The organism is Wenzhouxiangella sp. AB-CW3 (genome assembly GCF_014725735.1).
Lineage (GTDB): Bacteria > Pseudomonadota > Gammaproteobacteria > Xanthomonadales > Wenzhouxiangellaceae > Wenzhouxiangella.
Window position 1 is genome coordinate 2,897,123 of sequence record NZ_CP061368.1, and the last position, 17,308, is coordinate 2,914,430.

At 61.4% G+C, this 17,308-nt stretch carries 13 protein-coding genes; 4 read left to right on the top strand and 9 right to left on the bottom strand.

Annotated elements, in window-relative coordinates; genetic code table 11:
• Nucleotides 1-29 precede the first annotated feature (29 nt).
• From IC757_RS12560 to pilM, 6 genes are all read right to left on the bottom strand, one after another.
• Nucleotides 30-2,744, bottom strand: a complete 2,715-nt coding sequence (locus IC757_RS12560) for a hypothetical protein (RefSeq protein WP_190974642.1) — start codon at nucleotides 2,742-2,744, stop codon at nucleotides 30-32.
• Between the two features lie 66 nt (nucleotides 2,745-2,810).
• On the bottom strand, nucleotides 2,811-4,943 hold the full coding sequence (gene pilQ, locus IC757_RS12565; protein WP_190974643.1) for a type IV pilus secretin family protein: 2,133 nt from the start codon (nucleotides 4,941-4,943) through the stop codon (nucleotides 2,811-2,813).
• 69 nt (nucleotides 4,944-5,012) lie between these two features.
• The gene (locus tag IC757_RS12570) at nucleotides 5,013-5,549 is read right to left on the bottom strand and encodes a pilus assembly protein PilP (protein ID WP_190974644.1); all 537 of its coding nucleotides are present in this window, start codon (nucleotides 5,547-5,549) and stop codon (nucleotides 5,013-5,015) included.
• Nucleotides 5,549-6,160, bottom strand: coding sequence for a type 4a pilus biogenesis protein PilO (locus tag IC757_RS12575; RefSeq protein WP_190974645.1), 612 nt, complete (start codon nucleotides 6,158-6,160; stop codon nucleotides 5,549-5,551). The genes IC757_RS12570 and IC757_RS12575 overlap by 1 nt, the downstream gene beginning before the upstream one ends.
• A 3-nt stretch (nucleotides 6,161-6,163) precedes the next feature.
• Nucleotides 6,164-6,730, bottom strand: a complete 567-nt coding sequence (locus IC757_RS12580; protein ID WP_190974646.1) for a PilN domain-containing protein — start codon at nucleotides 6,728-6,730, stop codon at nucleotides 6,164-6,166.
• Nucleotides 6,730-7,803 (bottom strand): type IV pilus assembly protein PilM, encoded by a 1,074-nt coding sequence (pilM, locus tag IC757_RS12585; RefSeq protein WP_223846127.1) that lies wholly within the window; start codon nucleotides 7,801-7,803, stop codon nucleotides 6,730-6,732. The genes IC757_RS12580 and pilM overlap by 1 nt, the downstream gene beginning before the upstream one ends.
• Before the next feature lie 291 nt (nucleotides 7,804-8,094).
• On the opposite strand from pilM, the gene IC757_RS12590 reads away from it, so the two are divergent.
• The 4 genes from IC757_RS12590 (at nucleotide 8,095) to mnmG (ending at nucleotide 14,199) form a co-directional block, all read left to right on the top strand.
• Complete coding sequence (locus tag IC757_RS12590) at nucleotides 8,095-10,539, top strand: penicillin-binding protein 1A (RefSeq protein ID WP_190974647.1); 2,445 nt, start codon at nucleotides 8,095-8,097, stop codon at nucleotides 10,537-10,539.
• 4 nt (nucleotides 10,540-10,543) lie between these two features.
• Nucleotides 10,544-11,149: a hypothetical protein gene (locus IC757_RS12595; RefSeq protein WP_190974648.1), complete on the top strand. Its 606-nt coding sequence runs from the start codon at nucleotides 10,544-10,546 to the stop codon at nucleotides 11,147-11,149.
• A 44-nt stretch (nucleotides 11,150-11,193) separates the two neighbouring features.
• The gene (locus tag IC757_RS12600) at nucleotides 11,194-12,252 is read left to right on the top strand and encodes a hypothetical protein (protein WP_190974649.1); all 1,059 of its coding nucleotides are present in this window, start codon (nucleotides 11,194-11,196) and stop codon (nucleotides 12,250-12,252) included.
• Nucleotides 12,253-12,318: 66 nt separating this feature from the next.
• Complete coding sequence (mnmG, locus tag IC757_RS12605) at nucleotides 12,319-14,199, top strand: tRNA uridine-5-carboxymethylaminomethyl(34) synthesis enzyme MnmG (RefSeq protein ID WP_190974650.1); 1,881 nt, start codon at nucleotides 12,319-12,321, stop codon at nucleotides 14,197-14,199.
• A gap of 214 nt (nucleotides 14,200-14,413) precedes the next feature.
• On the opposite strand, the gene IC757_RS12610 is transcribed toward mnmG, so the two are convergent.
• The 3 genes from IC757_RS12610 to IC757_RS12620 all read right to left on the bottom strand — a co-directional run bounded on the left by IC757_RS12610 (nucleotide 14,414) and on the right by IC757_RS12620 (nucleotide 17,291).
• On the bottom strand, nucleotides 14,414-14,602 hold the full coding sequence (locus IC757_RS12610; protein ID WP_190974651.1) for a hypothetical protein: 189 nt from the start codon (nucleotides 14,600-14,602) through the stop codon (nucleotides 14,414-14,416).
• Nucleotides 14,603-14,832: 230 nt separating this feature from the next.
• Nucleotides 14,833-16,242 carry an alanine/glycine:cation symporter family protein gene (locus IC757_RS12615; protein WP_190974652.1) on the bottom strand — a complete coding sequence of 470 codons (1,410 nt, stop codon included), beginning with the start codon at nucleotides 16,240-16,242 and terminating at the stop codon, nucleotides 14,833-14,835.
• Between the two features lie 44 nt (nucleotides 16,243-16,286).
• A complete protein-coding gene (locus tag IC757_RS12620; protein ID WP_190974653.1) occupies nucleotides 16,287-17,291 on the bottom strand; it encodes a metal-dependent hydrolase in 1,005 nt (334 codons plus the stop codon).
• Nucleotides 17,292-17,308: the final 17 nt, after the last annotated feature.

Below are 17,308 nucleotides of genomic sequence, written 5' to 3' on the forward strand. Positions count from 1 at the left end.
TATCGAATCACGTCACTTGGTCAGCGATTCTAATCACAAGGCGATGGCGAAACCCCGGATTCGGAAAGATCAAAACCATTCGCGGTGAACGTTCCGACGGGTGAGCCACTTGCCGTAGTGAACTCACATATTCCCTCACGCGGGAAGCCTTCTCCGCTACCATCGCCGCAGATTGACATATCCATCTCGACCGTGGCGGTGGTTTCTCCATCCTCATCCGTCACACCAGGAGCATCAGTGATTGAAAGCGACCCGTTACCACCATCGCAACTGCCAATGAGCTGCACGCCTGAAAGCGGCTCGCCTCCACTGGTCAGAAGCGTCAGGGTCAGGTTCACATCCTGCGGCGTTGGTGATAGATCATTTCTATTCGAGGGCTCAACCATCAGCATACCTGCTTCTGGAGCAACCACGGAAAGACTGGCAGTGGCCTCACCCACGCTGAACAACACCACCGAGTTGCCGCTTTCGGCAAGCATATTCTCCACCTTGACCTCGGTTTCGACACAACCCAGACCATCTGTACCAGTTGCGTTCTGTGTTGTTGTCGGCATGAAGTCACCATCAAGACTTCCAATCCCTTGCCCGGAAACGAGCGAACCATTGATTGCAGCCTGGTTGACAGGCGCACCCAATGCATCCCTAAGACAGAGGAGAACAGGCGTCGCAACGTTGCCCGGAATTGTTGACGGCGTGACACTCAGCTCCAGAGGAGCAACACCAGGAAGCCGAATTGAATTGACATCGGCGACAGTCTTGGTGCCACCTGACTCCGTACGCTGACTTTGAGCCCAAACCACAGTAGGCCTGCCGACAGCATGAATCGGGTAGGTCAATTGAACAGTCGCACGACCCTGGTCGCCGAGAGTTGCACTTTCATCGATCACACCCATCCGGGCACGACCAATAACCCAGGGAATCACATAGCCGTCATCCACAATGTTTCCAGACTGATCATTCGGGTTGAACGGCTCGGATACTCTCACCGTCCGATCATCCACCACATCGGCCACGCTGCGAGCGGCCTCATGTTCGCGGTTCCCAGGGATTGACTTGCCAAACAGTGCCAGCGTATCTCCTGTCTCGACACTTTCATCTATGGCATTGGGATCGTCAAGGAAACCCTCCGGGGAATCAAGCACACTGAAAAGGTCACCGCCTTCTGACGGGTTGCCGTCCTCACCTGAGAACACAAAGTACGAAGGATTGGTCTCGGAAAGCGGAGAGTCGATCTTTCCGAAGCTCACCACCGTTCCTGGCAGAACCGGATGCCCAACCTGATCGACACCTTGCACTGTTACCGTCAAGGAATAGGTGCCATCAGGATCAGGGGGGACTGGCACACCATTGTCACCGATGATCTGCTCTTCGGAGCCCCCAATATCTGTCACAGCCCTATTGACCATGAGCGCATTGATCGACGGCTGGACGAGTTCCAGACTGAACAGGCGCCCATCACCCACCTGAATGGTTGTCTCCGCCGTCAGTGGATCCGTCATTTCATTGTCAACATTGTTGTCGGCTCGGTCGACAGTGGCAATAATGCGATGCGAACCGGTTTCGGTGCCGGAGTTGAGCGCAAAGTTGGCAACGCCATTGAGCGTACGCACACGGATATCCGTACCTGACACACTGCCGTCCGCTCCGGTGCCGACCAGGCGCGCACCACTGTTGGCAGGCGCTTCGAGCTGCAGGCGAACATTGTTGTAGCTGTGCCCGTCACCTTCCGGGTCCGGCACCGCATTGCCGCCGGAGTCACGCACATCCACCGAAAGTGACTTGCTGGTCGACCCACCCGAGCCCTGGATATAAACCGGATCGGGCGACACGCTGAAGTCGAGCTGGGCCGGCAGGAAATCCTCGGTGTGATCGATGACATCGATCTTGATCTCGGCTGAATAGACCTGGTCATCGTCTTCGTCAATATCAAAGGCAGCCGCACTTAGAGTCACCGTTCCCGGATCCCGCTGTGCATGGACAAACACGATGCCCTGTCCACCCTGCACCAGCACCGGGCCGGTGCCCCAGAGTATATCGAAGCCGGCGAATTCGAACTCGGGATCCATCAGGGTCGAGAACATGGCACTGCGTGTGGGCGAAATGGTCACCTGGGCGGTGTGGCGGTCATCCTCGTCCAGCCGGACGATGCCCGGTTCGCCATCGGGCCCCAGGTAGCGAATACGGTATTCCGCGACGTAGGGCGAGCCCAGGAAGCTGCTGGCGCCGGCCTTGTTGGCCGGGATTTCGGTCGGACCCTCGATCGACAAGCGCGCCGCACCATCACTGGGTTCGATCACATTCAGATTCAGCCGACTCGAACTCTGATCACCACTCGGCGCGGTCCCGGATGCCGTCAGGGTCACCTCGCCCTGGTTGGAGCCGGAAACAAACCAGAAACTTGCAGTCCCGCCACTGGTTGTCGATGTGGCCTGGCCGCCAGTGCTTTCAGGCTCATCAATAGGCGCGACAACGCCACGACCGGAGCTGCTGGAAGACAGATTGACTTCCGTTCCGTCCGGAACCGGCCGGTTGTCGGAGCCAAGAAACTCGACATTGACCTGTATGGTGTAGTCCATTGCCGGGTTGGGGACGAAGTGCTGCCCCTTGGCCGGAACCGAGGTGGTTTCGGCAGAGACACTCATCTTGGCAGCCCCGCCCCGATCGAATGACCCTGAAGAACTGCCCCCGCAGGCGACGAGAACAAGGCTTGCGGCCAGGATGAAGGTATTGCGGAGTACTTTCATGGATCGAGTCCCCGATTGTTTGCTTTGATTTGGCATGGTTAGGCTTCTCACTCCGGTCCGGTGCGATCAATCAAACGCTACGCGATCGTCGAGAATCTGTGGCGTAACGAAGATCAACAATTCTCTCTTTTCGTCGCTGGTGCTGCGCTGTCGGAACAGGCGTCCGATACCCGGCACATCGCCCAGGACCGGCACTTTCGTGGCGGTGAAGTTGCGCTCTTCCTGGTAGATGCCACCCAGCACCACGGTCTGGCCGTTCTCCACCAGGACCCGGGTTCCCAGCTCCCGTGTATCGATGGACGGGATATTGTTGAAGATCTCGCCGACCGTATCCTGTTTGACGTTCAGCGACAGCTGGATGCGATTGTCGGGAGTAATCAGCGGTGTCACGCGCAACTCCAGGACCGCTTCCTGGAATTCCACGTTGATCGCCCCGGCCTGGGCACCGGCCTGGCGGGCCTCGTAGGGAATCTCCACACCTTGCTGAATAAAGGCTTCCGACTGGTTGGCCGTGATCACTCTTGGGGTTGAGATCACTTCGCCGCGGCCTTCGCTCTCCAGCGCCGACAGCTCGAGATCGAGCAGAAAGTCGGCAGCCAGAAGACTGAATCCGAGGCTGCCGGCTGGATCGGCGACCGGGAGATTGACATTGAGACGATCTCCCACGGAGGGCATGTCGACCGGGGTGGAAGAGCCGCGTCCGTCACGCCGGTTCTCCAGTGCACTCTGGTTGATCTGGTCCAGCGCCGTGGAAGATGAGGATGTCGAGTACAGGTTGCCGCGCGAATCCTGGCGCGCGCCTGTAACACCGAACCGAACCCCGAGCTGGTGATTGAAGTCGTGACGGGCGATGACAATCCGCGACTCGATCAGAACCTGGCGCACAGGACGATCCAGCTCGGACACCAGATCACGGATCTCGTCGATCCGCTCGGCCGTGTCATTGACCAGCAGCGTATTGGTCCGCTCATCGATGGTGACAGAGCCCCGCTCGGACAGGAGGCCCGCGTCGATTCGCTGATCCGTATCAACAGCCGATGCCGCTCTGATCAGGTCAGCCAGTTCATCGGCGTTGGCATAGCTGACCGGAATCATCGCGGTACGCAGTGGCTCGAGCGTCTGGCGCTCGGCGCGAGCACGCAGAATCTGCTGCTCACGATCGGCTATCTCGGCGGTGGGGGCAATCCAGATCACGTTGCCGGACTGGCGCATGTCCAGGTTCTTGGTCTCGAGAATGATATCCAGCGCCTGGTCCCACGGCACGTTTGTCAGGCGCAGCGTGAGGTTGCCGCTGACCGAGTCGGACACGACGATATTGAAATCCGAGACCTCGGCAATCAGCTGCAGCAGGGAACGCACCTGGATGTCCTGAAAGTTCAGGGTCATGCGAGTCCCTTCGTATTCTCGATCCTCGAAGAACGTCAGCTCCCTGTCCATCGGCGCTTCTTCGGGCGGACGGGCCACCTCGACGATCACCTGGTTGTCGGACTGGTAAGCCAGATGCTCGTAGGCACCGGCGATATCGATATTGACACGTACGTTCTCGCCCCGCTGTTCCGGTGTGATCTTCTCAACCGGAGTGGCGAAGTCCGTGACATCCAGGCGCTGAAAATGCTCTTGTGGCAACTCGGTATTGAACAGGGTCAGCCGCAATCCGCCGGTTCTCTCGTTGACCGAAATGTTGACACCAGGCTGATCCAGGTTGACCAGCACCCGGCTCTCACCATCCGGGCCGCGACGAAAGTCCAGCCCCGCAACCTCGTAGGCGCCGGCCGCCGCAACCGAAGGTGCTCGATTCGCTGCCGCCGGTGTCGGGGCATCAGCGCCGGTTTGCAGAACCAGTACGACACGATTGCCGGACACCTCGACCTCGTGTGGAATCGGGCGCGACAGGTCGACAACCAGTCGGGCACGACCATCGGCACTCAGTGCGGTGTAACTTCGTGCCGGACCGATATCCACCGGCACGCGTGAAGAGCTGACACGCGAAGAAGTACCGGGAAGTTCAAGCACGATACGCGCCGGCTCATCGGTGGTAAATACGCTTGGATCGGTCACATCACCATCGACCTCAAGCGTGAATCGGATCTCACCGGCGGCGCTTTCTACATCGACTCCGGTCAACTCCGCGGCATTCGTTGCCGAAACCAGCCAGAGCAGCCCGACCAGAACCGCGACGATCTTGACAGTGCTGTCCATCGCCCTTCTCCCGTTCGTCACCCGTGAAGTGTTCAACATCATGTTCATTCCTAACAAGGGAAGCTCCCGTTACTGTTCTGCCAGGGCCACGCTGGCACGTCGCTCCATCCAGTCGCCGCGGCCATCCTGTACCAGTTCGAGCAAGACCACGCGGTCTGGCCGCACTTCAAGAATCTCTCCGTGGTTCTGCCCCAGATAATTGCCTTCAGTCACACGGTGGACCACGTTCTCGGTATCCCGAATCAACGCGTATAGCGTGTCTTCCATCTCCAGGGTACCCACCATTTCAAGGGCATCGAGGGTAAAGCCTTCCAGGTATTCCCGCCGCCGATCCGGGTCGGGCCTGAGCCCGTCAGTCACTTCTTCATCCGGATCTTCGTCCTCTTCCTCGCGCTGGGCACGGATCTGAAACGGATCGCGCAGACCATCGGCTTCGTAGGAAACCACTTCGGCCGGACGAATCGGCTCGATTGGATCGATCGGCTCCGGTGGGCGATCACGGACTTCAGCCACCCATTCTTCCAGGTCGCCCGTGCCGCGTGCGCAGGCAGCCAGCAGCACAACCGCCGCCATCAAAACCAGATTCTTAGCAACTCGTGCAATCATCAACGGCCTCCACCGGCATCCATCTCGGACTCTTCCAGGTAACGGTAGGTCGTGATCACGCCCTCCAGCCTCAATCGAGTCGAGCCCTCGATGGGCTGCAGCGAGATATCACGCATGGTCAGGATGACGACGCGCGACAACGCGGCGACCGAACTGACGAAATTGCCGAATTCATGATAGGTGCCGATCATGCGAACATTGATCGGCTGCTCGGCGTAAAAGTCCCGCACGACCTCGTCGCGCGGCTCGAACAATTCATTGACAATCCCGGTTCCCAGCGCAGTCTGGGAGATGTCGATCAGCAGCTCGGGCATTTCTGTCCGCGAGGGCAATTGCCGCATCATGACCTCGATCATTTCTTCCATCTCGGCCAGTTGCTGCTCATAGGCTTCCAGATTGGCCGCCTTCTGCTGCTTTTCTTCCACCTCTTCCCTGAGCTCGTACTCGACACGCTCACGCTGCTCCAGGGTCTGGAGCTTGTCCTTGATGATGAAGTGATAGCCACCCACGAGAATGAGGATCGAGATCACGCTCAACAGCACGATCTTGACCCCGATAGAGGCCGAGCCAAGGTTGTTGAAATCGAGATCCCTGAGTTCCGAAAGATCCATCTGTCAATTCTCCTCGTCGGTCGCTGGCGGGGAACCCAATCGCGCCCGTAACTCAAAGCGATACGGCAGATCCGGCCCATCCCGTTCCAATGCCTCGACGATATTGAGTGTCGGATCATGCAGCCAGCCCGCCGACTCAATGTTGCGCATGTACTCCGACACCCGGGTTTCCGATTGCGTGCGACCACGAATTGTGAGGGTACTGCCGGACTGCCGCACTGTCGTCAGACGAAGGTCATCGGGTACCGTCTGTGCCATGTAGTTGAACAAGTGCACCGACATCGAACGGTGCTCCTGAAGTTCTTCGATGACTTCCTTTCGCGACAACATGCGACTGCGCGTCTCTTCCAGTTCCTCGATCCGCGCGATGTCACGATCCAGCTGGCGAATTTCGGACTCGAGGAAACTGTTTCGTGCATCTTGTCCGTCGATCTGCCGGGTGACCAGGTGATTGGCGACCAGGACCACGCCAATGGCCAGAAGAGCCGTAGCCCCCAGCCCGATCATGAAATTCCTCTGTCGCTCCTGGCGTAGATTCTCACGCCATGGCAGCAGGTTGATTCTCGCCATCAGTCAAACCCCCGCAAGGCTAGCCCGCAGGCTGTGGTAAACGACGGCCGTACACGCTCGAGTTCGCCGGCATTCACTGACGGCGCAAGACGCATGCCCTGCAAGGGATCGGCCAACTCGCAGGACATGCCGACCTCATCTCCCAGCGCTTCGGCCAGCCCCGGCGTGGCGGCTGATCCACCGGTCAGGAATAGCGTGTTGATACCAGAATAGTCGCTCGACGATGAATAGAACTGCAGGGCCCGGCTGATCTGCTGGATCACGCTCTGGCGAAACGGCTCAAGCAGCTCATCCTCGAATCCGGCCGGCGGCTCTTCACCGCGCTGCAGGAAACTGGCCTGTTCCTGGTCCATGCCATAGCGACGCATGCACTCCTCGATAAGTTGTTGCCCGCCAAAGCCGTGCTCACGACTATAGATGCTGCGATTACCGCGCAGGGCAATCAGCGTCGAGGCACTCGATCCCATGTTGAGCACCCCGATGGTTTCGGTCTCGTCGATGCCAGCGCGCCGGCGTACCAGATCGAAGGCGTTGGCCACGGCAAAGGATTCTACGTCGATCACCCGCACTTCCAGGCCAGCCAGATCGGCCACCTCACGACGCATGTCCACGTGCTCGGTCTTCGACGCGGCCAACAGGATTTCGACCAGCTCGGCGTTGCGCGGAGAGGGCCCGAGCACTTCGAAGTCCAGGCTGACCTCCTCGCGCGGGTAGGGGATGTACTGGTTGGCCTCGACCTCGATCTGCGCTTCGATATCGTCTTCGGACAGATCCGAGGACAAGGTGATGATCTTGCTGATCACCGCGGCTCCGGCGACCGCCATGGCGCAATGCTTGGCCTTGGTTCCCGAACGCTTGATGGCCCGCTTGAGCGCCTCGGCCACCTCGTCAGGTTCGCTGATCATGCCTTCGCTCACCGCACCTTCGGGCACCGGCTCCAGCGCAAATGCCTCGACACGGTGCCCTGATCCACTCTGGCTGAGCTGCAGAACCTTGATGCTGCTTGAGCCGATGTCGACGCCCACCAGAGGCGGCGCTGCCGTTCCCATCAGCCTGCTGATTAGTCCACTCATTATGATGTCAATTGCCCTCTGGTCGACCTGGGCCAGGCCGAAAGCCTGAATGCCCTCTCACTCAAATTTCCTCGTCGGCCCGACCGACCCCCTTGCTCACCGGCCGAACTCAATATATGTCTGTGCTACCCTCCGGATCAAAGCCGCCTCATGCGTCAGGATTCAGGGGCACTTTTATTGCCGGTCTGCGTCAAAGCATCGCATGTCCCGACTTGTCTGGCCCTACATTTACCACAACTGATGGTCCGAATAAAGCCTTTAATAGTTTTTTCTATCCGCCTGTTTTTCCTGATGTTAGCACTAGGTGCCATCGGGGTGCTAGTGCTGTGGCTGACAATCGTGCCCACACTGCCCTCTGTGGAGTCGCTCCGGGACGTCCGACTACAGGTGCCCCTGCGGGTCTACTCCGAGGACGATCAGCTCATGGCCGAGATCGGAGAGCAGCGCCGGCTCCCCATCGCACTGGAGGACATGCCCGAACACCTCAAACGCGCATTCCTGGCCGCCGAGGATGACAGATTTTACTCTCATCCGGGCATCGACTGGCGCGGCACCGTGCGCGGCGCCTGGTTATATGCGCGCTCCATGGGCCGTGGTCGTGTACCCGGTGGCAGCACGATCACGCAGCAGGTTGCACGCCGGTTCTTTCTGAGCACCGACTACTCGATCACCCGCAAGCTGCGGGAAATGCTGCTGGCCATCAAGATCGAACGGGAACTGTCGAAAGACGAGATCTTCGAACTCTACCTCAACAAGGAATTTCTCGGGCACCGGGCCTACGGAGTGGGAGCCGCGGCCCAGGTTTACTACGGCAAGCGCCTCGATGAGCTGACCCTGGCCGAGGCCGCCATGATTGCCGCCCTGCCCAAGGCGCCCTCGCGCGACAATCCACTGTCGGGCCCGCGCCAGGCCATGATCCGACGCAACTGGATCCTGGACCGCATGCTGGGCCTGGGCTATATCGATGAACAGGCGCATGCCGAGGCAAGATCCGAGCCCAATTCCGCCCGCTACCACGGCCCGGTCGTCGCCCTGAACGCACCTTGGGTCACTGAAATGGTGCGTCGCGACGTGGTCGGTCGATTTGGTGCTGAAGAGGCCTATTCCGGCGGCTACAGTGCCTGGACAACGGTTGATTCCCGGCTTCAGCGTGCCGCCGACCAGGCGGTGCGGGACGGCTTGCAGGCCTACGATCGCCGGCACGGCTGGCGCGGTGCCGAACAACGTATAGCCGAAGAGCTGCTCGAAGACGAGGAAGCCCTGCGGACCGAACTCGATCGCGTGCGCGCCGTGGCCGACCTGCAGCCTGCTGTCGTGGTGCAGGCTGATGACGAGTCCGCCCGGCTGGTACTGCGCGGCGGTGAAGCCGTTGAGCTGACGCTGGATGATGTGACCTGGGCCAGGCCGTTCATATCCGCCGATACCGTGGGCGCCCGCCCCGAGGCGGTCAGCGATGTAGTCAGCCCGGGCGATCTGGTCCGGCTCAGGCTGGTTGACGATCAGTGGCGCCTGGCCCAGATCCCGCAAGCCGAAGCTGCACTGGTCTCGATGGACGCCGAAACCGGGGCCGTCGTGGCCATGGTCGGCGGCCTGGATTTCGGGCGCAGCCAGTTCAACCGGGTCACCCAGAGTCGACGCCAGCCCGGCTCGGCATTCAAGCCGTTCATCTACGCCGCGGCACTCGACCACGGCTTTACCGCCGCCTCGATGGTCAACGACTCGCCCGTGGTGCTTGACGACCCGTCGATGGAACGCGAATGGCGGCCAACCAACTTCAGCCGCCGTTTCCATGGCCCCACGCGGTTGCGCGATGCCATGATCCACTCCCGCAACCTGGTCAGCGTTCGCCTGCTCATGGACATGGGTCTGGATTACGCACGCGACTACATCACCGACTTCGGATTCGAACGCAACGAGCTACCCAACGGCCCCTCCATGGCTCTGGGCTCAGCCTCGCTGACCCCAATGAGCATGACGGCGGCCTACGCCGTATTCGCCAACGGCGGATACGCTGTCGAACCGCGCTACCTGCACAGCGTGGTCGACGGTGACGGCCGCATTGTCATGGAGCCGGAATGGACAACGGTGTGCCGGAACTGCCCCGATATTCCACCCGCGCCCCAGCCCGTCGCCGAAGAGGAATCAGAGGCCCAAAGCACGCTGCCGAGACTGCGTCGCCCCACCCTGAACGGCGACCGTGCCGACCCCACGGCACTGGAGGAGAATCCTGCCCTGGCCGGACCGCCGCGCCCCAATCGGGCTCCGTCCGTACTGGAACCGCAAACGACCTGGCTGATCGATTCGATGCTGTCGGATGTGGTCACCGGGGGCACCGGGCGTCGGGCCCTGGCATTGAATCGCAGCGATCTGGCCGGCAAGACCGGCACCACCAACGATCTGCGCGACACCTGGTTTGCCGGCTACGGCGGCGGGCTGGTCACCACTGTCTGGCTTGGAATGGACGACAACCAGTCGCTGGGGCGCCAGGAGCAGGGCGGACGAACCGCACTTCCGCTGTGGGTGGATTTCATGGCCGTGGCACTCGATGATCGCCCCGAACACCACCAGCCCATGCCGGTTGGTCTGGCCCAGGCCCTGATCAACCCGGAAACCGGCCGCCGGGTTCGTCCCGGCACCAGCGGGGCTGTTCAGGAATGGTTCCATGCCGACAACATGCCGCCCCTGGAAGACGCGGATGATGCGCGCAACGACGCCGACCCCTACGATATCTTCTGAAGCGATGAGCCGAAGAAACAACCGGGTACGACAGGAAGTAGCCGCCGAGGCGGCGCGCATCATGGCCACCGAGGGCCAGCGCAGCTATTTTGCCGCCAAGCAGAAGGCAGCCGGTCACCTGGGGTTGTCTTCGCGCATGAGCCTGCCGTCCAACGCCGAGGTGGAACAGGCGTTGCGCGAGTGGCAGTCCCTGTATGGCGGTGAAGAGCATGCCGCCGTACTGGAGGAATTGCGCCGCGGCGCGCTCTCGGCCATGCGTTTTCTGGCCCCCTTCCGCCCACGCCTGGTCGGACCGGTACTGGAAGGCACGGCCGACGAATTTTCGCGCATCAGCCTGCACGTGTTCGCCGACGACCCCGACGCCATCGTGCACTTCCTGCTCGACCGAGGCCTCCCCTTCGAGCAGGAGTCGCGCCGGATTCGCTGGCATGACGGTGGATTCCGGGATCTTGAAATCGTGGTCATCGAGGCCGGAGGGCAAACCGTGGAGTTGTTGCTGATGATCGGTCGCGAAGCACTGCAGGCCCCGCCCAGCCCCATCGACGGTCGCGCCCAGAAGCGTATGAGCACCGGGGAACTGGAAAAACTGCTGGCAGAACCGGTTTCCTGATGTTCAGCCCCTGTTTAGCCACGCTCTGATAGGGTAAGACTGCCATGAAACGACTCAACGCCAGCCTGGTTCTTGCTCTGCTTGCCAGTCTCGTACTGGCCGGCTGCACCACCTATTCGCAACCGCGCTATGGTGCCGACGGCGTGTACTACGAGCGCCATCACGCCCCCAGAACCACCCATGTTCACGTCAATCCGGTGGTCTACCCCTACTGGTCCCTGGACTACTTCTATTTCAGCCGCTATTACCACCCCTACTCCGTTCTGGTCCACCGCTACGACCCCTGGTACTACCCGTACCCGGGCTGGTACTACGGCTATCGTCCCGGTCCGCGCGCGCATGTAGGCGTGACCTACCGTTACCACTATCCATGGACTGCGCGCGGTCATGTCTACCGCCCGCCGCATACCAGCGTGGCTTTTGGATACTGGCGTCACTCGGCTCCGCGTTATCACTACAGTTCCCGCGAACGCACCCGCCAGGAGAATCTGCGCATCCAGACCCTGCGTGAGCGCCAGACACTGGCCTCACGCAGTCCGGAACGACAGCGGGGTGTGCGTCCGACCACGGCACCTCGCATCCCGGCCGCCTCGCGTTCCGAACGACGCGGCGTGCGCTCGGCTCCACCCCAGAGAACCCGTCATACGCAGCGCGCACCGCGCGAAAGGTCACCCTCGCCTGCTCGCAGTGATCGTGGTGTCATTCGCCGCGACCAGACGAACCAGCCTTCGCCGCCACGACTGCCGCGCAACATCCTGCGTTCACCACCGCAACGCTCGGAGCAGCCAACGCGATCGCAACCCCGTTCGCAATCCCGGCCATCATCACCGCCGCGGGCGCAATCGGAAGGCCGCGAACGCAGCTCCCCGCCGTCTCTGCGCCGGGATTCATCCTCCCGTAGCCGGCAGGAGTCCGCCAGTCCCAGACCCTCGACCCGCACACGCAGCAGCCGCGACACGCGCGGATCGTCTGGCAGCAGTCGCAACCGGCGCCCCGACACCTCCAGTTCATCCAGCAGCCAGCGCCCCAGCCTGCATCGGCAGTCTGGGTCAGAACGGGGCTCGAGCACCAGAGAACGCAGACGACAGCGGGATCGCGACTAGGCCACACGTTTACCGGCAAAGAGCAAACCGTTAAAATGGCCGGTCATTCAGTGACCTGGGCTCGTTATGCGCCACCCAGACCAGTTTGACGTCATCGTCATCGGCGGCGGACACGCCGGCACCGAGGCCGCCCTGGCCGCGGCGCGAACCGGTGCGCGTACACTGCTCGTGACCCATTCCATCGAAACGGTCGGCCAGATGAGCTGCAATCCGGCCATCGGCGGGATCGGCAAGGGCCACCTGGTCAGGGAAGTAGACGCATTGGGCGGGGCCATGGCACGGGCAGCAGATGCCGCGGGCATACAGTGGCGGCGGCTCAATGCACGCAAAGGGCCGGCGGTCCGCGCCACGCGCTGCCAGGCCGATCGCGATCTCTATCGCCGCGCCATTCGTCGCATGGTCGAGTCGCAGCCCGGCCTGACGCTTTTCCAGCAGCCGGTCGACGACCTGGTGGTCGAGAACGGCCACGTTGCCGGCGTACGGACGGCCATGGGGCTGACCTTCTCCGCCCATGCCGTGGTGTTGACCACGGGCACTTTTCTGGGCGGCAGAATCCACATCGGTGAAACCCGACAGTCCGGCGGACGTGCCGGCGACGCCCCGGCCAATGCACTGGCTGCCCGCCTGCGCGAGCTGCCCTTCGCGGTGGGACGACTCAAGACCGGCACGCCGCCGCGCATAGACGGGCGCACACTGGATTTTTCCAGGCTCGAAGAGCAACCTGGCGATGCGCACCGACCGGTCTTTTCGTTTCTGGGCAGCGCGGATGAGCACCCGCAACAAGTGTCGTGTTTCATTACCCGCACCAGCGAAGCCGCGCACGAGCTGATTCGCGCCAACCTGGATCGCTCACCCATGTATGCCGGACACATCGAGGGCAGCGGGCCCCGCTACTGCCCCTCGATCGAGGACAAGGTGGTGCGTTTTGCCGACAAGTCCTCGCACCAGATTTTCCTGGAGCCCGAAGGGCTGGGCATCAACGAGTGGTATCCCAATGGCATTTCCACCAGCCTGCCGTTCGACGTACAGGTCGAACTGGTGCGCTCGATTGCCGGGCTGAAGAACGCCCACATCACCCGGCCCGGCTACGCCATCGAGTACGACTTCTTCGACCCGCGCGATCTCAGGCCGAGCCTGGAAACCCGCCATCTGGACGGGCTGTTCTTTGCCGGCCAGATCAACGGCACCACCGGCTACGAAGAGGCCGCCGCCCAGGGACTGGTGGCCGGACTCAATGCCGCCCGGCAGGCCCGGGGGCTGGAACCCTGGTCGCCGCGCCGCGACGAGGCCTATATCGGCGTGCTGATCGACGATCTGATCACGCAGGGCGCACCCGAGCCCTACCGCATGTTTACCAGCCGCGCCGAGTTCCGGCTGCACCTGAGAGAAGACAATGCCGATCTGCGCCTGACCGAAACCGCGCGCGACCTGGGGCTGATCGACGATCAGCGCTGGGGGGCGTTCTGTCGCCGGCGCGAGGCCATCGACACCGAACTGGAGCGCTTCAAAGGTCTGCGTATCGCCGCCAGTTCGCCGCTGGCCGAACGGGTGGGTGCTGATCTCGATATCCCGATGCGCAAGGACACCACCGCCGAGGAGCTGCTGCGTCGCCCGGAAGTCAACTACGAGTCACTGATGGCCGTCGAGGGCATCGGCCCGGGCGTTGATGATGACAATGTGGCCGAGCAGGTGGCCATCCAGATCCGCTACGCCGGCTATCTCGACCGTCAGCACTCCGAGATCGAACGTCAGCGCCGTGCCGCCGAGCAGGTGATTCCCGAAGACTTCGAGTATGAGCAGGTCAAGGGACTTTCGGCGGAGCTGACCGAGAAGCTGAAGCGCTCACGCCCGCACACCATCGACCAGGCCAGCCGCATCCCCGGCATGACGCCGGCGGCGATCTCGCAGTTGCTGGTTTATCTCAAGCGTCATCGGTCTGCCGCCTGAATGGAGTGGAGTTGGCACCGGGTGGTATTGGTAATGGCACTGACTTGATTTTCTAAAACCGCAGATGAACGCGGATAAACACAGATGCATGGGAATACAGCTGCAATCATCCGCAATCCGAAAGCGTTTTGACCATACGACTCAGCTCGTGGATATATGAAAGTTGGGCCGCCAATGATCCGCCGACCCCTAGCACCTATTCATGACCCATGAGTCAAATAAACAATCTGCGTTTATCTGCGTTCATCTGCGGTTCCAAGAATTCCCGCTGGAAGATCACTGAATCATTTGAGTAATCAGCAAAGGCTTTTGCCGCCAGTTTTTTCGTCGTCAGCCTACTCACAAACTTCAGGTGGCGAGTGGTCTTGACCGGGGCCGGGTTCGAGGTGATGGCGGCGGGCACGGCCCATCCGCAATTCGTGAACCCGCACACCTGGAGACCGGCTTGGCCTGTTCGAGACTCCGCCAAGATGCAACTGGCACCAGAGCGCCGGCAGGCTCGGTCAATCGACGCGGCGATTCACCTCGGTTCCGGCCCCGGGCAAGGCCGCTCGGCACCTCGCTACCCAAAAGCTCAATCAAACGGCGCGGGGATCGCACCGGCGCCCGGCACGATCCCCACCCACTAGCCGCTTACCGCTTGGCCGCATCAGCGGCATCCGACCAGGCGTCGTGATCCAGATCGAGGTCGGAGAAATTCTCGGGCTTGAAGACCGGGACCTGGCCGGTGCGTGACTGCTGTTCGTAGTCGTCCATCAGGCGGAAACAGATCTTGACCAGCAGGAACAACGCGGCCAGGTTGACCAGGGCCAGCACCGCCATGGTCAGGTCGGCGAAGTTGAAGATGGTCTCGAGCTCCTGAACGGAGCCCCACAGGATCATGACCAGCATCAGAATCCGGAACACGATGAAGAACCACTTGCTGTCCGGGTTCATCCAGTAGGACGCATTCTCGCCCAGGTAGAAGTTGTAGAGGATGGAGCTGAAGGCAAACAGCATCAGCGACACGCTGACAAACGTCTCGCCCCAGGGGCCGACATGCTCGCGCAACGCCAGCTGGGTGAGCACCACGCCGTTGTCGACCGTGCCCATCTCGTGCATGCCGGCCATGACGATGATGAAAGCAGTGGCAGTACAGATGATGGCGGTGTCGATGAAGACACTGAAAGACTGCACGATGCCCTGGTTGACCGGGTGCGGCACGTAGGCCACGGCCGCCACGTTCGGGGCACTGCCCAGCCCGGCCTCGTTGGAGAACAGACCGCGGCGCGCTCCCATCATGATGGCCGCGCCAATGCCGCCGCCCACGGCCTGCTCCAGGCCGAACGCGCTCTGAATGATGATCATCAGCGCGGTTGGCACGGCCGTGATGTTGAACATCACCACCACCAGCGCAACCAGGATATAGGCCACCGCCATGACCGGCACCACGATTTCGGTGACCCGGGAAATGCGCTGTACGCCGCCGAAGATGGTGAAGCCGATCACGATGGTCAGCACGATGCCGGTGACATGCGTGGGAACACCAAAGGCCCCCTCCAGCGAGGACGAGGCGGTGAACGACTGCAGCGCAACGAAGGCCAGGCCGAAGGTGAACAGCAGCAGCAGCGTAAACACCATGCCCAGCGCGCGGCTGCCCAGGGCCTTTTGGATGTAGAACATCGGACCGCCGCGGAACGTGCCGGTGCGATGGTCGCGTGTCTTGTAGGCCTGCGCCAGGGAGCACTCGAAGAAGCTGGTCGCCATGCCGATCAGGCCGACCATCCACATCCAGAACACCGCACCCGGTCCACCCAGGGTGATGGCCACGGCCACCCCGGCGATATTACCGGCACCGACGCGCCCGGCCACGCTCAGGGTCAGCGCCTGAAACGAGGAGACCTGACCGGTGTGATGCTTGAATGCCTGGCCCAGCACCCGGAACATCTCCCCGAAATAGCGAAACTGCACGAAACGGGATCCGATCGTGAACGTGAGACCAATGATGACCAGTACGGCCACCAGCACGTACGACCAAAGAAAATCGGTAACGGCACCAAGCATGTCAATCTCCTCCAGGCAGGGATGCGTTCTTTTCTGATTGTGTTTTAGGGGTCGTCTCCCAGCAGGCGGGCAACATACTGCCTGCGCTCCTCCTCGACCACGGTTCGCGGGGTAGTGTACCGCGCATGGCCGTCGGGCTCATCCGGGTCGAACATCACGCCCCACAATGGGCGCTGACTGGCCGGGTCGATGGCATAGCGGAAATCACCGACAAACCATTCGCCTTCGGCATCGTAGTCCGTGTACCGAAACAGCCAGTTCGAGGAAAAATGGTCAAAGCGACGCAAATCATCACCGAGACGATTGTCCGGGTCGAAGGGCTCGGGATCGAAGGATTCAACCGAGCCGCCCGGCCACACCCGGGTGTCGCTGCCCGGGGCATTGCGAATGGCAACCAGGTGAAACTCATCACCGTCGTCGACCAGCGCACGCCACAGTATCAGGTTGGCGAATGCCGGCTTGGCCACGGTGCGCTCGATAGCAATATCGTTCGCGTCCGCCCAGTCGATCAGTGCCTGCTCGGCCCGATGGTTCTGCAGGGCACCGAAGGCCATGTAGATCAGCATCCAGGCCCAGGCCATCGCAATCGCCCAGTGCCGGCGACGCCAGAGCGCCCAGGCCAGCAGACCCAGCAGTGGCAGGGTGTAGAGCGGATCGATCACACTGATCCAGTTCCAGGCCACTCGATAGTCCGAAAAAGGCCAGAACAGGTAGGTACCATAGGACGTGCAGGCATCGAGCAGGCCGTGCGAGGCGTACCCGAGAAAACACCACAGGTACAGCGGACCAAAGGTTACGCGCTTGCGCAGCAACGGCCACAACACCAGGGCAACCGCCAGGGCGCCGACCGGGATGAAGGTCAGCGAATGGGTGAAATGTCGGTGGTATTCAATGTAGAGCAGCGTGTCTTCGCGCGAGCGGATCAGCACATCCAGGTCCGGTGCCATGCCCGCAAGCCAGCCGGAGACAGCGGCCAGGCGCATTTGTTCACGTCTTGCGGCCGGCAGGGCCCACAGGCTGCCGAAAACTCCCTGGGTGACAGGATCCATGCTGCGTTATTCTGATC

Bases quoted from the DNA above. Each gene is read 5' to 3' on its own strand.
- IC757_RS12615 (WP_190974652.1), bottom strand. From the start codon at position 16,242: ATGCTTGGTGCCGTTACCGATTTTCTTTGGTCGTACGTGCTGGTGGCC.
- IC757_RS12580 (WP_190974646.1), bottom strand. From the start codon at position 6,730: ATGGCGAGAATCAACCTGCTGCCATGGCGTGAGAATCTACGCCAGGAG.
- mnmG (WP_190974650.1), top strand. From the start codon at position 12,319: ATGCGCCACCCAGACCAGTTTGACGTCATCGTCATCGGCGGCGGACAC.
- IC757_RS12600 (WP_190974649.1), top strand. From the start codon at position 11,194: ATGAAACGACTCAACGCCAGCCTGGTTCTTGCTCTGCTTGCCAGTCTC.
- IC757_RS12575 (WP_190974645.1), bottom strand. From the start codon at position 6,160: ATGGATCTTTCGGAACTCAGGGATCTCGATTTCAACAACCTTGGCTCG.
- pilQ (WP_190974643.1), bottom strand. From the start codon at position 4,943: ATGGACAGCACTGTCAAGATCGTCGCGGTTCTGGTCGGGCTGCTCTGG.
- IC757_RS12595 (WP_190974648.1), top strand. From the start codon at position 10,544: ATGAGCCGAAGAAACAACCGGGTACGACAGGAAGTAGCCGCCGAGGCG.
- IC757_RS12570 (WP_190974644.1), bottom strand. From the start codon at position 5,549: ATGATTGCACGAGTTGCTAAGAATCTGGTTTTGATGGCGGCGGTTGTG.
- IC757_RS12560 (WP_190974642.1), bottom strand. From the start codon at position 2,744: ATGAAAGTACTCCGCAATACCTTCATCCTGGCCGCAAGCCTTGTTCTC.
- IC757_RS12620 (WP_190974653.1), bottom strand. From the start codon at position 17,291: ATGGATCCTGTCACCCAGGGAGTTTTCGGCAGCCTGTGGGCCCTGCCG.
- IC757_RS12590 (WP_190974647.1), top strand. From the start codon at position 8,095: ATGTTAGCACTAGGTGCCATCGGGGTGCTAGTGCTGTGGCTGACAATC.
- pilM (WP_223846127.1), bottom strand. From the start codon at position 7,803: ATGAGTGGACTAATCAGCAGGCTGATGGGAACGGCAGCGCCGCCTCTG.